Source organism: Chryseobacterium lathyri (genome assembly GCF_003290185.1).
Classification (GTDB): Bacteria; Bacteroidota; Bacteroidia; order Flavobacteriales; family Weeksellaceae; genus Chryseobacterium; species Chryseobacterium lathyri.
Map to the genome: position 1 here is coordinate 288240 of NZ_QNFY01000002.1, position 13998 is coordinate 302237.

12 protein-coding genes are annotated in these 13998 nt (G+C 39.8%); 5 read left to right on the plus strand and 7 right to left on the minus strand.

Going from position 1 to position 13998, the window contains the following annotated elements:
- Window positions 1-11 precede the first annotated feature (11 nt).
- The 5 genes from DRF61_RS03645 to DRF61_RS03665 all read left to right on the plus strand — a co-directional run bounded on the left by DRF61_RS03645 (window position 12) and on the right by DRF61_RS03665 (window position 8302).
- A complete protein-coding gene (locus tag DRF61_RS03645; protein WP_111954147.1) occupies window positions 12-1685 on the plus strand; it encodes an NADPH-dependent assimilatory sulfite reductase hemoprotein subunit in 1674 nt (557 codons plus the stop codon).
- A gap of 138 nt (window positions 1686-1823) precedes the next feature.
- On the plus strand, window positions 1824-4700 hold the full coding sequence (locus DRF61_RS03650; protein WP_111954149.1) for a TonB-dependent receptor: 2877 nt from the start codon (window positions 1824-1826) through the stop codon (window positions 4698-4700).
- 1 nt (window position 4701) lies between these two features.
- The gene (locus DRF61_RS03655) at window positions 4702-6228 is read left to right on the plus strand and encodes a TSUP family transporter (protein ID WP_111954151.1); all 1527 of its coding nucleotides are present in this window, start codon (window positions 4702-4704) and stop codon (window positions 6226-6228) included.
- 195 nt (window positions 6229-6423) lie between these two features.
- Window positions 6424-7272, plus strand: a complete 849-nt coding sequence (locus DRF61_RS03660; RefSeq protein WP_111954153.1) for a hydroxymethylglutaryl-CoA lyase — start codon at window positions 6424-6426, stop codon at window positions 7270-7272.
- Between the two features lie 193 nt (window positions 7273-7465).
- A complete protein-coding gene (locus DRF61_RS03665; RefSeq protein WP_111954155.1) occupies window positions 7466-8302 on the plus strand; it encodes a sulfurtransferase in 837 nt (278 codons plus the stop codon).
- Window positions 8303-8525: 223 nt separating this feature from the next.
- Here DRF61_RS03665 and DRF61_RS03670 read toward each other — a convergent pair whose 3' ends face one another.
- The 7 genes from DRF61_RS03670 to DRF61_RS03700 form a co-directional block, all read right to left on the minus strand.
- A complete protein-coding gene (locus DRF61_RS03670) occupies window positions 8526-8852 on the minus strand; it encodes an SUF system Fe-S cluster assembly protein (protein ID WP_111954157.1) in 327 nt (108 codons plus the stop codon).
- A 3-nt stretch (window positions 8853-8855) separates the two neighbouring features.
- Window positions 8856-9557, minus strand: a complete 702-nt coding sequence (locus DRF61_RS03675; RefSeq protein WP_111954159.1) for a 3'-5' exonuclease — start codon at window positions 9555-9557, stop codon at window positions 8856-8858.
- A 13-nt stretch (window positions 9558-9570) separates the two neighbouring features.
- Entirely contained in the window at window positions 9571-9918 is a 348-nt protein-coding gene (locus tag DRF61_RS03680; RefSeq protein WP_111954161.1) for a tRNA-binding protein, read from the minus strand.
- Window positions 9915-10424, minus strand: coding sequence for a hypothetical protein (locus tag DRF61_RS03685; RefSeq protein ID WP_111954163.1), 510 nt, complete (start codon window positions 10422-10424; stop codon window positions 9915-9917). Before DRF61_RS03685 ends, DRF61_RS03680 begins: the two co-directional genes overlap by 4 nt.
- A gap of 95 nt (window positions 10425-10519) precedes the next feature.
- Window positions 10520-11416: an alpha/beta hydrolase family protein gene (locus DRF61_RS03690; RefSeq protein WP_111954165.1), complete on the minus strand. Its 897-nt coding sequence runs from the start codon at window positions 11414-11416 to the stop codon at window positions 10520-10522.
- 444 nt (window positions 11417-11860) lie between these two features.
- Window positions 11861-12871, minus strand: coding sequence for a trypsin-like serine peptidase (locus DRF61_RS03695; RefSeq protein ID WP_111954167.1), 1011 nt, complete (start codon window positions 12869-12871; stop codon window positions 11861-11863).
- Window positions 12872-12942: 71 nt separating this feature from the next.
- Window positions 12943-13788, minus strand: coding sequence for a caspase family protein (locus DRF61_RS03700; protein WP_111954169.1), 846 nt, complete (start codon window positions 13786-13788; stop codon window positions 12943-12945).
- Window positions 13789-13998: the final 210 nt, after the last annotated feature.

Consider the following 13998-nt stretch of genomic DNA (forward strand, 5'->3'; position numbering starts at 1 on the left):
AACGGATCAATATGACAGATAAGAATAACCTTTCCCCTGTAGAAAGGATCAAGACCAGCAGTAACGGACTTAGAGGAACTTTAAAAGAAAGCCTTTTGGACGATTTTACGGGAGCCATCAGAGAAGATGACCAAACACTCATCAAGTTTCACGGGATGTATCAGCAGGATGATCGGGACAGACGTGAAGAAAGAGTCGCCAAAAAACTGGAATGGCTGTACTCCTATATGATTCGTTTGAGGCTTCCGGGAGGTTTTTTAACTTCTGAACAATGGGCAGGACTTCATGAAATTGCAGAAAATCATTCCACAGGAGTGATTAAAATTACCACCCGCCAGACCATTCAGCTGCACGGAATTTTAAAATCTCATGTAAAACCGACCATTCAGAGCTTCAATTTGCGGCATCTGGATTCCATTGCAGCATGTGGTGATGTGAACAGGAATGTGACCTGTACCTCAAATCCTTCCGAATCGCCCTTGCATCAGGAGGCTTATGAATTAGCGGGGAAAATAAGCGAAATGTGTCTGCCCAAAACAAAATCATATTATGATCTGTGGATCGATGACGAATTGGTTGTTGACAGAAAAGCAGAGGAAGATCCTTTATACCAGGACAGATATCTGCCCAGAAAATTGAAAATTGGAATTGCCGTTCCTCCCAATAACGATGTAGATGTTTTTATTAATGACATAGCGCTGATTGCTGTCATTGAAGATCATAAAATTGTCGGTTATAATATTGCGGCAGGCGGAGGATTGGGGGCCACACATGGAAATGATGCAACCTATGCACGCCTTGCATCTCTCCTGGGTTTTGTAGATACAGAAGAAAAAGTATTGAAAGCGGTGTATGAAATTATCACAGTACAGCGTGACTTCGGGAACAGAAGCGACAGGAAATTATCAAGGTTAAAATATACAATAGACAAACTGGGTATCGACGGATATAGAACTGAAGTAGAAAAAAGATGTGGTTTCAGTTTTGAACCTGCCAGGGAATTTAAGTTTGAGCAGAGAAAAGACCGTTACGGCTGGGTACAGAACCATGAAGGAAAATGGTTTTACACTTTATTCGTAGAGCACGGACGTGTACTTGATACAGATGAATATCCTTTAAAATCAGGACTGTTAAAAATTGCTGAAACCGGGAAAGTCAATTTCCGCTTTACCTGCAATCAAAACCTGATTCTGTCTGATATTTCGGAAAATGATAAAGCTGAAATTGAGGCTCTTCTGAAAGAATCAGGAATTTCAACCTATACTGATGAAGCCAGCGCACTTCGTAAAAATTCCGTTGCCTGCGTAGCATTGAATACATGTTCATTGGCTTTGGCAGAAGCTCAGCGCTATTTACCCTCTTTAGTCACCAAAATAGAGCCTGTCCTTGAAAAATATGGCCTTCAAAACGAAGATATTACCATCAGGATGACGGGGTGTCCCAATGGGTGCGGAAGATCACCCAATGCCGAAATTGGATTCGTGGGTACAGCATATGGCAAATATAATCTTCATATCGGAGGGGACAGACTGGGTACGCGCCTGAATACAAAATTTAAAGAAAACGTCGGTGAAGAAGAAATCATAGAAACCCTTGACCAGCTTTTCGGGATCTATTCACAACAGAGAAACGCAGAAGAAACATTTGGTGATTTCTCCTACCGTTATTTACAAACCGCAAAATAAAAAATATGATCAACCTCTTTTACAGACAGACAAAAGCTAGACAACATGATCAGAATCTTTTAGGGATCCGAATGTGTATGTGCTGTTCATTAATTGACAACGCATAAAATCATTTTTCAACCCTAAAATTAAAAACAAGTGAAATCCATACACCACCCATATTTTAAACATAAAATCCATCTTATACTGTTTACCCTTTCCTTCACTGGCTTTGTACAGGCGCAGCAGCTTATCGAAGTAAGCGGTACGATCAGGCATACAGACTCCCAAAAAGGAATTGCCGGAGCAAACATCCGGGTAGAACATACCCAGGATGCAGCAGTAACCGATCAGGATGGAAACTTTCAGCTGAGAACAAGGGTGAAAATACCCTTCAGAATTGCCATTGCCAAAGAAGGCTTTGCCACTCAGACTACTGAAATATTGTCATTGTCCAGTAAAATTGCAGTAGAATTGAATCCTCAGAACACCATCATCAATGAAGTGGTGATTTCCGCTTCACGTGTTCCCGAAAAGATACTGAGATCTCCGATTGCTATTGAAAAAATTGATATTAAAACCATCAGGGAAAGTCCGGCCGCTTCATTTTACGAAACATTGGAAAATGTAAAAGGGCTACAGCTTTTGACCTCAAGCCTTACTTTAAAAGTTCCCAATTCCAGAGGATTCAATTCTCCGAATAACTTTCGGTTTATGCAGCTGGTTGATGGTGTCGATGTGCAGTCTGCCACGCTCGGAGTTCCGCTGGGAAATGCAATAGGGCCTACAGAATTGGATATCCAGTCTATGGAAATTACTCCCGGAGCCGCTTCCGCTTTGTATGGAATGAATGCTGTGAACGGATTGGCGAGTCTTCAGACAAAAGATCCGTTTACCTCGGAAGGAGTAAGTCTTTATTTCAGAGGCGGAGTGAATCATGTGGACAATGTGAATCATAAAACCGCTTCCTTAGGAGAAAGCGCCGTCAGAATTGCAAAAGTTTTTAATAAAAATTTTGCTGTAAAGATCAATGCCTCTTATTTCAGCGGAATTGACTGGATCTCAGATAACCGCACAGATCAGAACCCCAATTCACTGATTACTGCCAATCCAAACTTTTCCCTGGCGAATAACCCGGCTGAAGATCTCTGGAATAAATACGGTGATGAAAGAAACAACAGGACATCGGTAAAAGTGAATTATAATGGAAAGCCAACCACCTTTAATGTTTCAAGGACAGGATATGATGAAAAAGATCTGATAAGTCCTGAAGTGAAAAATGTAAAATTCGATGCCGGATTGTACTACCGTTTTGGAGATCAGTGGAAAACTTCTTACGTGTACCGTTACGGATTACTCGATGGTACTTTTCAGAGAGGAAACAAGATCCGCCTTCAGAATGCAACGGTTCAGAACCATAAAGTAGAATTGACAGGTAAGGAATTGACATTCAGGGCATACATGTCCATAGAAAATACCGGAGATTCTTATAATCTTAAGCCATTAGCTGATAATCTGGACCTTACCAATCTTTCCAATACCAACTGGAAAAATATCTTTCAGAATACTTTGCAGGACAGGCTTAATTCAGGAGTAAATCTGAATGATGCTTTTATTTTGGCAAGACAGGAAGCTGATAAAAACCGGGCTATTCCAGGGTCGGCAGCTTTTGAACAGCTGAAAAATACAATCATTGGGATCAATAACTGGGATTCAGCCAATTCCGGAATTGCAGGAGCACCCGCCACCGGAGGCGCAAAGCTTGAACAGAAATCCCGATTTTACCAGGGCGAAATTACTTACGACTTTACAAAATTTGTAAAGGTTTTTAATCTTCTTGTCGGCGCAGATTACCGTCTTTACAGCATCACTCCCGACGGAAATAATTTTGTTGATTTCGACAGGCCGGTCAGTGAACGGAATATTCCTTTATCAGACGGGACTTTTGGAAACAATGTCATTTACCAGAAATATGGTGCTTTTGCCCAACTTACCAAGCTTTTTTTCGATGATAAGTTAAAAGTAAATCTGGCTCTTCGCGCCGATAGAAATCCTGAGTTTGAGACCAAATTAAATCCAAGGGTAAGCGTGGTTTATTCTCCGGTTAATCAACATAATTTCCGGGTTTCTTTTCAAAATGGTTACCGTTTTCCTTCTTTGTTTGAAGCCCTTTCATTCGTTAATAACGGAAATGTAAGAAGAGTGGGTGGACTGTCGAAAGCCAATGACGGATTGGGTTATCTTGAAAATTCATATACGCTGGCTTCTATTGACCAATTCATTTCTGCAGTTAATAAAGATATAGACGGAGGGCTCAATCAGAACCAGGCTGCACTGAAAAATAAAAGCTTATTGTCCGCGGCCAATCTCCCGAAATTACAGCCTGAAAAGGTAACCTCTTTTGAAATAGGCTATAAATCAGCGTTATTCAACAGCAGGCTTATCATCGACTGGGACTTTTATTACAATGTCTATGAAGGTTTTCTGGGACAGGTAGAAGTGGCGGTGCCTAAAAATGAAAGTATAGGCAGTGATAATGCAGTTTTAGCAATGCTGGACAGAAGTAAGCAGGACCGGTACAGAGTGTATACCAATAGCAACAGTAAATATAAAAGTCTTGGAACATCTTTGGGAATCCGATATAATCTGGTGAAAAACTATAATGTAAATGTGAACATTTCATATAATGATCTGGTTTCAACCAATACCTCGGATCTTTTCATTACTGCTTTCAATACTCCTAAATGGGCAGTTAATTTAAGTGTTGGAAATAGGGAGATTATTAAAAATATAGGATTTACGGTTGCGGCGAGATGGCAGGATAGTTTCTTATGGGAAAGTCCGTTAGCTTCCGGAAATATTCCGGCCTATTATACCATCGATGCTCAGGCAACATGGAGAATTCCGGACATTAAAACGAGTGTGAAAATCGGAGCAACGAATCTGCTTAACCGCCGGTATTATCAGTATGCGGCAGGGCCCGAGATCGGAGGACTGTATTATGTCGCATTTACCTATGATCTAAACTTTAAATAAGATGAGTAACTTTTTATATCCCATATTCTTAAAACTTGAAGAATTATCACTGCTCATCATTGGTGGAGGCAACATTGCTCTGGAGAAGCTGGAGTCTGTTCTCGCCAATTCTCCGGGAGCGCGCATTAAGCTGGTAGCACTGGAAATAAGTGATCAGGTTAAAGAACTAAAAAAGAATTATCCCAACCTTACCCTGCATGAAAGGTCTTTTACGGATAATGATTTTAACAGTGCCGATCTTGCGATTGTGGCGGTTAATGATATTTTCGTTGCAGAGCAGATCCGTGACAGGGCTCATCAAAATAATACACTGGTGAATATTGCCGATAAACCAGATCTATGTGATTTTTATCTGGGTTCCATTGTAAGAAAAGGACATCTTAAAATTGCAGTTTCTACCAACGGAAAATCTCCGACGGTAGCGAAACGGGTACGTGAGATTTTAACGGAAACAATTCCCGATGAAGAAATGGATGGGCTCTTAGACAATATGCAGGACATCCGCAATCAGTTAAAGGGAGACTTTAGTTACAAGGTAAAAGAACTTAACAGGCTTACAACGCAATACCTGGATGAGAAAAAGGACCCGCCTGCTGAAGCGAAACTGGAGATGGAAAAATTAATCAACATCACTAAAACAGTACAGAGAAGAGCTAATATTTATCTTGGAATCATTGGTGTTCTGATACTTATTGGTGTATTGGCGCTGATTATTTATCAGTTTAACCTGTCCGGGGATATTCAGAGCTTTCTCAGTAAAGACGGACATATTTTTTACTGGATGCTGCTGGCCGGATTTCTGGCAGAAATTGTCGCCGGATCTATGGGCATGGGATATGGAGTAATCTGTACAACAATTCTTTTGCTTCTGAATGTTCCGCCTCCTGTGGTAAGCGCTAGCATCCATTCTGCGGAATCTTTCACTTCGGCTGCGGGAAGTATCAGTCATTACAAGCTGGGAAATGTCAATAAAAAAATGGTTTGGGTCTTATTTCCTGTCGCGGCTGTAGGTGCTTTTATCGGGGCATTTGCATTATCTCATTTCGGCGAATATTATGCCCATATTGTAAAACCGGTCATCGCTTGTTATACCTTGTATCTGGGACTGAATATTCTCAGAAATGCATTTAAAGGAAAAGAAAAAAAATCAGGAGGAAGACAGCGTAAAAAAAGAACAAATCTCAGAATACTTGGTCTGGCAGGTGGATTTATTGATTCTTTTGCCGGAGGAGGCTGGGGACCACTGGTGACCGGGACCCTGATTAAAGAGGGAAGAACGCCCAGGTATGTAGTGGGGAGCTCTACTATGGCTAAATTCTTACTGACCGTAGTCAGTGCGCTAACCTTTATTTTCACCATCGGGATACATCACTGGAATATTGTGCTTGGTCTTCTTTTGGGAGGTGTTTTTACAGCCCCTTTTTCAGCGATGTTTGCCTCGCGTCTTCCTGCTAAAAAAATGTTTGCGGTAGTAGGTGTGGTGGTGATTGTGATGAGTCTGATTACGATTGTAAAATCATTAATCTAGCTGTTTTTTTTGAATCATAATATAGGAGATCAACAAAGGTTTCCGTGTCTGGTCTGGTTTATCCGGAGCTGCATATCAGTTATCGAAATTTTAAATTGAATATAAATATTTGAAAATCAAAATAATGTTAGATTTGTATGCCTCATCTATAAACTTGTTTAGTTTTATTATATTTGAGAAAATCAAAAAGTAAAAATGTTTCTTACTGAATGTCCTAGAGATGCCATGCAGGGTTGGGGAGAATTTATCCCTACCGGCAAAAAAATAGATTACATCAACTCTCTGATGGAGGTTGGCTTTGATGTATTGGACTGTCTGAGCTTTGTTTCCCCGAAAGCAATTCCACAGATGGCCGATTCAGATGAGGTAGCCGAAAATATTGATAAATCCTTATCCAATACAAAAGTTTCTGCAATCATTGGGAATTACAGAGGTGCTGAAAAAGCGTTAAAACATCAGAGCGTAGATATTTTAGGCTTTCCGTTCTCTATTTCGGAAACATTCCAGCACAGGAATACCAACAAAAACCAGGAAGAGGCTTTTGATGAGATCATCAGGATGCTTGAGCTCGTAAAAAGTGAAGGAAAACAGCTGAATATCTATTTTTCTATGGCCTTTGGAAATCCTTACGGAGAAATGTGGAAATGGGAAGACGTAGATTTCTGGGCCAAAAGGTTTTCAGACATTGGAATTAAAGATGTTCTTCTGTCTGATACGACAGGGGTTGCAACTCCTGAAACGATTGCTCTTTTATTCGAAAAAATTCCTTCAAAATACCCTGAGATCAATTTCGGAGGGCATTTCCATAACCGATATGAAGATTCTTATTCAAAACTAAAGGCCGCTTACGATAAAGGCTGCAGAAGATTCGACAGTGCCATCAAAGGAATAGGAGGCTGTCCTATGGCCAAAGATGATCTGGTAGGAAATATGCCGACAGAACAGGTAATCAACTTTATGAGCGTAGAAAAAGTGGAGCATAAGTTGAATTTATTAAATTTTGAAAGTTCATATAATAAAGCGAAGGATATCTTTCATTTTTAATTAAAATATCATCTTGCAAATCGGACAGATGGAGCAGGTGAAATTGCTTTTAAAGCATAAAAAATCTGCGTAATCTGTAAAATCTACGGAATAAAACAAATATTAATAGGAGCGGGTTTTAATCCGCTCTCCTATATTAAAAACTCGCTCGGCTTTAACTAAAACTTATCATTTAACCCCAAAATCACCAAAAATGTCACCCATAATCTCATCATCCCAGCTAAAAAACCTTTCACCAGAAAACCTCATCATTCTTGATGCCAGAGTAGGAAAAGACGTACATCAAACTTATCTTGAGAAACACATCAAAAGTGCCCGTTTTATAGATCTGGATAAAGATCTGGCAGAGATCGGAGAAAATGCTGCTTTTGGAGGAAGGCATCCACTCCCTGATATTACAAAATTTGCAGAAACACTTTCCAGGCTTGGGATTTCTGAAGATTCACATGTTGTGATTTATGATGATAAAAATGGAGCTAATGCAGCGGCAAGAGCCTGGTGGATGCTGAGATCTTTCGGATTACAAAACGTTCAGGTTCTGGATGGAGGCATACAGTCTGCCGAGAAAGAGGGTATCGAATTTTCATCTGTTGAGGAAACTTTTGAAAAAACTTCTGTCATTAAAAAAGAAGGTTGGCTTCTTCCGGTTAAGACGTTGGAAGATGTTGAAAATGAGATCATAAACCATTATTCGACTGTTGTTGATGTAAGAGATGCTTACCGTTATAAAGGTGAATCTGAACCTATTGATCTTGTAGCCGGACACATACCGGGAGCCGTTAATATTCCTTTTTCAGAAAATATCGATGAGAATGGCAATTTCCTAAAACCTGAAGTTTTAAAAGAAAAATATAAGGAGCTTTTAAAAGATCAACCTCAACATCTGATCATTCATTGCGGATCTGGTGTTACGGCTTGCCATACTATTTTGGCACTGGATTATGCAGGTTTTCCAATTCCTGATCTATATGTAGGTTCATGGAGCGAATGGAGCCGGAGAGAAGGAAAAGAGATTGCGAAAGAGATTTAAAGGCTGGAAGCTGAAAGAGGGAAGGCGGAAGTTAGTGTTAGCCTTACTACTTTCTGAAAATTAACCTCAGTAATTTTCTTCTTCGAACTCATCGTATTGAAAATAGAAAAACCCGGAAATTTCCGGGTTTTTATTGTATTAGTGTAAAAAAGGAGTTTATATGGGAAGAAAGTGGCTTATGAACACTAAAAACTTCCATCCTCCTGCTTCCGTCTTCCTTACCTTAAAGCATTCCCAATTCAAACTTCGCTTCTTCACTCATCATATCCTTGTTCCAGCTAGGTTCGAAAGTGAGCTCTAAATCTACGCTTTTCACCCCTTCCACTTCTCCTACCTTGTCTTTTACTTCCTGAGGCAGACTTTCTGCAACCGGACAGTTCGGGGTAGTAAGGGTCATTATAATTTTTACATCGCCATCCTCGGAGATCTGTACATCATATATCAGTCCTAATTCGTAAATATCTACCGGAATTTCCGGGTCGTATACGGATTTTAAGACGCTGATGATTTCCTCACCAATGTCAGCAATTTGATCGTCTGTAAATTTCATTTTTTAATCTAGATTGATATTCCTTTTCAACAAATCTTCCTGACGCATCCGCCGGAAAACATTTGCCAAAGTTAAGACATCTTTTTCACAATAGTCAACAATTCGTTGCAAGTCTTTTTCTATGTAGTAGATTGATGAAACCATTGAACCGTCTATATCATCTTTGGGAGTAGGAATTCCGAACACATGAGCTAGCAGTTCCAGGGAAACAAAACTTTTATAATCTCCGAATTTCCAAAGCTCCATCGTATCAATATGAGGAATTTCCCAGGGCTTTTTTCCAAACATCTGGAAAGGGACCGGAGGTTGGATTCCATTAATAAGATACCTTCTCGCAATCCATGGAAAATCAAATTCTTTTCCGTTGTGGGCGCAGAGAATTACGTTATTCAGTCTTGGGCTGTTGAAGATCTCTCCGAATTCCTGAAGCAGCTTCTTCTCATCGTGACCTGAAAAGCTTTTGATTTTTAAGGTTTCATTCTTTTCGACCATTCCGATGGTAATGCAGATGATCTTTCCAAACTCGGCCATAATGCCGGCACGGTCATAAAATTCTGCGGCAGTAACATCTTCTTTTCTCTGGAACCTTGTTTTCTTGTCCCAGAGTTTCTGTTCTGTTTCAGGAAGCTCTTCCCATGATCCTGATCCGGGAACGGTCTCAATATCAAGGAATAAGATCTTTTCTAATGGAATGTGCTGTATCATATGTGTTTGTAATTTATCCTACCGGCATTCCGTTTTTTACGGGCAGTGAAGGGGTTAAAAGAGTAACTTCTTTTTTATCTTCACCATAAACTCCCATCACAAGACACTCACTGAAGAAATTGGCGATCTGTTTTTTGGGGAAATTCACTACAGCCATCACCTGTTTTCCTATGAGCTCTTCTTTTTGATAAAAGGAAGTGATCTGGGCAGAGGATTTTTTAATTCCAAGATCCCCGAAATCAATTTCCAGTTGGTAAGAAGGGTTTCTTGCTTTCTCAAAATCAGCAACTGAAATTATCGTTCCGCATCGCATGTCAATTTTTTCAAAGTCTGTCCAGGATATTTCCGGTTTTATAGTCATGATAATGAATTGATTAAGTGTTCTATTTCTGCTTTTTCTGCTTCATATTTCTGCTGCAGTTCCGATCCTTCGCCCATTCTCCTGTAATATTCTAAGGCCTGGCCTCCAAAGAATTTCTTATAATGATCCGAGACTTCCGGGATCTGTGGAAAGACTTTATGGAAAAGCATTTCATAGTAGGCCTGAAATTCCCGTTCATTTTTGTCTTCGATGACCTGTCCGGGAGCTTTCTGCCGTACATGAAGCATTTCGTGGGCAACCATATTCAGAACGAGATTCAGATCAAAATCAAATAAATTCTTCGGGATCATTACGGTCTGAGGGCCACCCAGTACTCCTTCTGCAGTTAAAAGCATAGAAGTGGGAGAGAGCTCATCCCTGAACCCGAAACCTGCAAAATTTTCATGTTCCAGGTCGAAAGAATGGATTAAAAATTTAGCGGCATCCAGAATCTGGTCGTGTTCTTTGTAAGCCTCAAGGTGTAAATTGATCTGCTCGAAATTCATTCAGAATATGTTTTAAACAAATGTATTAAAATATTGAAAATTTTGGTAGTGTTTTGGGATGAAAATAGAGGATTGAATATGCTGATGATTCTGTATTATTTTGATACTTTAGACTTCTTAGTGTTCAAAGTTTTCTGTTTTATCCATTGAATTGAAAGAGAAAAAGGTTCTGTAATGTTAAATGCAGTATTGTGTCCCAATGTTGAAAATAAAGTATATTCAAAAGGTTTGCCCTGAACTTTGAGTGAATTTAATTGCTCTATGCACAACTTTACGGGAATTTGTATATCCTTCTCTCCAAAAAGCCAAAGTCCGGGAATTGAAAGACTTTTAAGAGAAGTTTTTGGGTCAGTTGCCACAAATTGATACCGGTCTGGGTCATTTTTAGTGTGCTCAAGAGCATCTGCTTCTGTATGATTTTCCCAAAATTGATTGTTTCCATTAGTATAAAACTGAAATCGGAGTTGTTCTAAAGTAGTAATTGTAGGGCAACTAAATAATACCATAAATTCTATTTGTGGATTTTTGCTCGCAGCAATTGGAATGATCCATCCTGCCTGACTGAAGCCAACTAATCCAATAGGAGTCTTTTTATCTTTCAAATACTTTCGAAATGTATTTACCGCTGCATTTGCATCTTGAGATAGTAAATTAAGATTAGCAGTGTCAATATTATTAGTGCCAACAGATGGTCCTACATACACACCACCAGATTCTCCAACGCCACGTTTGTCATATGTAAGTACAGCAATGCCTTCTTTAGCAAGACGCTTGGCAAACTCCATTTCTCTTTTTACCGGATCAGACCCATGAACAATTACAACTGCGGCAAATGGATCCTTAGGTTTTAAAATTGAGCCTGCAAGAGTAATGCCCTGACTTTCAAACTTTACATCTTGAATGACAAAGTCGGTCGATTGCGAAAATACAGTTATAGGCAAGGTGATTAATAATAACCACAGAAATAAGTTATAAAAAAAGTTGATTTTCATTTTTGGAATTATATAAAAATTTATTTTGAACGGTTTTAGTTAGCATTCCCTACAACATCTGAATTTACGCGTTGCGTGAACAAAAATTTGAAAAATTAGTTTACCACTCGCTGAACGGCTATCTATGCTCTCTGCAATAGATTTAAAATGTATTCTTTTTACGCTGAGTTCGGTTATAAGCTGAATTAAACCAACGGTTTTTGCGTCTTATTATATCGAATCCAAAAAGTCAAAGTATCATCTTTTCTTATAATTAAGAAGTTCATTTAGTACACTTTCTCATTTACGTCAAATATAATCTAATTTGTTTTTGTACAACGAAAATGTACAAAAAAGAAAATAAAAAAGCTTTGATAAATAAATACCAAAACGAGTACAGGAAGCGGGCTGTAAAAAAAGAGCCCAACTAAAAGTCAGGCTCTTCATATAAAGAAAAAAAATTGGTTATGGATGCTCGTTGCGGGCTCTTATCACGAGATTGACGAGATCTGAGCCACCACTTGCAAAATTTTCACTTGGGTTATGAGCACTTTGTGTTGCTACAGCATAAGGAGCTCCGTCCCAATATCCCCAGAACGGACCACCACTTTGCCCTGGCCAGATATCTGCTTTGTGGGTCATGCTTTCATTATCATCGGCGCTCCAGAAGTCTCCGTCTAAAGCAATACCGGTCTGATAAGTGGGTCTCTGGGTTCCTGTTAAATCTCCGGGATAACCTGCATGTGTCCAGTAAGCCCCGCCATCCCATGAATCTGAATAAGATTTGGCACCCAGCCAGCCTGTGCTGTTTCCAATAGGTCTGTCCAGGACAATCACTACATAATCATATTGAATTTCTGTAGAATCAATCGTAGGTCCGGCTACTTTGTACTTATAATAGGTTAATGTACCCCAGGCGCTTCCGTAAGGAGCACTTCCGTTATAATACATTGGAGTAAATTTTAACCAGCCCGTGGTGTTATTTGGCTGCCAGTCTACAATGTGGGCACAGGTAAGAAGGTGTCTCGGGCCTATCATTACCCCGCTTCCTGAGCCCAAAGCGCTTTCTACTCTCCCTACGCATCGCCACGGATACGCAGTAGAATTATATACTTTTCTCTGATCGGGACCGAATATAGTTTTTACCCCTTCTGCGGTTAAGAAAGATTCTCTGTCAATGAATTTTGGTTTACGGTCCTTTTTAGCTTCCAGTTTAGGCTGATATTCAAAATCTGAATGGGTAGGATAGAAATGATCGGTCTCGAGTACTTTTCCTTCTGCAGCTTTTTCACCTGCAGGCATTCCGATCGATTTCATTCCTTTCGGGAAAGATCTGCCGTCAATGGTTTCCATGGCAGGTCCCTGGTGGGTTAGTTTTTCGGCATTTGCCAATTTTTCAGTTGATTTTGCTTTAACGGTTTTAAGTCTTGATACTTCTTCCGTTGTCATTGGTTTGTTATGGTCAGTTTTAGACATGATTATTGGTTTTTAATCAGTTTTTTCCTACTCTTTGGATGGCTTTTCGGATTCCGCCAGTGATTTGATTTTTATGAAAATATTTTTTGAGAAAATTCTGCTGTAATGCTTTCTGTTTGGTTAATTTGTGCAGCTCCCATCGCAGCTAAAGCAATCGCGATCTGTTTATCAAGTGTTTTTCTGACAATATTGCCGTTGGTTGCCCGTAGTATTTTACAGAAGTGATACGTGAAATAACCTCTTATCTGGCCACTCATATTTCCTTCCATAGATACCTGGTTGTCTTTGGAAGCCGCCCATAACGTATGATTCATTCCGGCAACGGGAACTAAAGCTTTGGTCATAGAGGTTGATTTTTTAGAAGTTTTAGAGGATTGCATTTCGCTGGCGTAGGTCATATAAAATTCATCTTCCAGCATAGGTGGAATGAAACGGGGCGTTTCATAGGAAAGCTCTAAATCCAGTCCGAGCTCCATCTTTCTGGTTCCTGTTCCTGAATGGCAACAGTCGAAAATAACTTCCAGATTCACGCCTGCTTTCAGCTTACTGAGAACAGCTTTGAAATCATCATCACGAATCACGCCTGCACTTGCATAATCGTGTGGACAAATTGCTTCATCCAATCCGTCTATTTCCAGATCTGCTCCGATATTGGCTACTCTGGTTCCGTGTCCGGAATAATAGAAGACCAGAGAATCTCCTTTCACACTGCTATTCACTAATGCTTTCAGATAATTCAGTATATTGGCTCTTGTGGCGTTCTGATTGGTGAGGATTTTAATCTTTGCCGGATTAAATCCGCAAATCACCAACGTATTTGCCATATCCCTTGCATCGTTCACACAGCCGTTTAAGTCCGGGCCGCCTGATCCTATAGGTGCATAGTCATTGATTCCTATTACGAGTGCTTTTTTCATTTCTATTAGTTTTTAAAATTTTCCCTACTCTATTTTGGCTTTTCGGGTTCTGCCTTTGTGGATTAGTTTTATATGACAAAATTCCATTATTCAACAGAGCAAAAACAGAGGGAAAGGCCTGATTGTGTGGCAGGTAAAACACCTTTTTTGAGGTTTGAAAGAGTTTTTAACCCCGGATTGTACAGATTTGCACGGATGATTGGGTATTTG

Bases quoted from the DNA above. Each gene is read 5' to 3' on its own strand.
- DRF61_RS03645 (WP_111954147.1), top strand. From the start codon at position 12: ATGACAGATAAGAATAACCTTTCCCCTGTAGAAAGGATCAAGACCAGC.
- DRF61_RS03655 (WP_111954151.1), top strand. From the start codon at position 4,702: ATGAGTAACTTTTTATATCCCATATTCTTAAAACTTGAAGAATTATCA.
- DRF61_RS03660 (WP_111954153.1), top strand. From the start codon at position 6,424: ATGTTTCTTACTGAATGTCCTAGAGATGCCATGCAGGGTTGGGGAGAA.
- DRF61_RS03665 (WP_111954155.1), top strand. From the start codon at position 7,466: ATGTCACCCATAATCTCATCATCCCAGCTAAAAAACCTTTCACCAGAA.
- DRF61_RS03670 (WP_111954157.1), bottom strand. From the start codon at position 8,852: ATGAAATTTACAGACGATCAAATTGCTGACATTGGTGAGGAAATCATC.
- DRF61_RS03675 (WP_111954159.1), bottom strand. From the start codon at position 9,557: ATGATACAGCACATTCCATTAGAAAAGATCTTATTCCTTGATATTGAG.
- DRF61_RS03680 (WP_111954161.1), bottom strand. From the start codon at position 9,918: ATGACTATAAAACCGGAAATATCCTGGACAGACTTTGAAAAAATTGAC.
- DRF61_RS03685 (WP_111954163.1), bottom strand. From the start codon at position 10,424: ATGAATTTCGAGCAGATCAATTTACACCTTGAGGCTTACAAAGAACAC.
- DRF61_RS03690 (WP_111954165.1), bottom strand. From the start codon at position 11,416: ATGAAAATCAACTTTTTTTATAACTTATTTCTGTGGTTATTATTAATC.
- DRF61_RS03695 (WP_111954167.1), bottom strand. From the start codon at position 12,871: ATGTCTAAAACTGACCATAACAAACCAATGACAACGGAAGAAGTATCA.
- DRF61_RS03700 (WP_111954169.1), bottom strand. From the start codon at position 13,788: ATGAAAAAAGCACTCGTAATAGGAATCAATGACTATGCACCTATAGGA.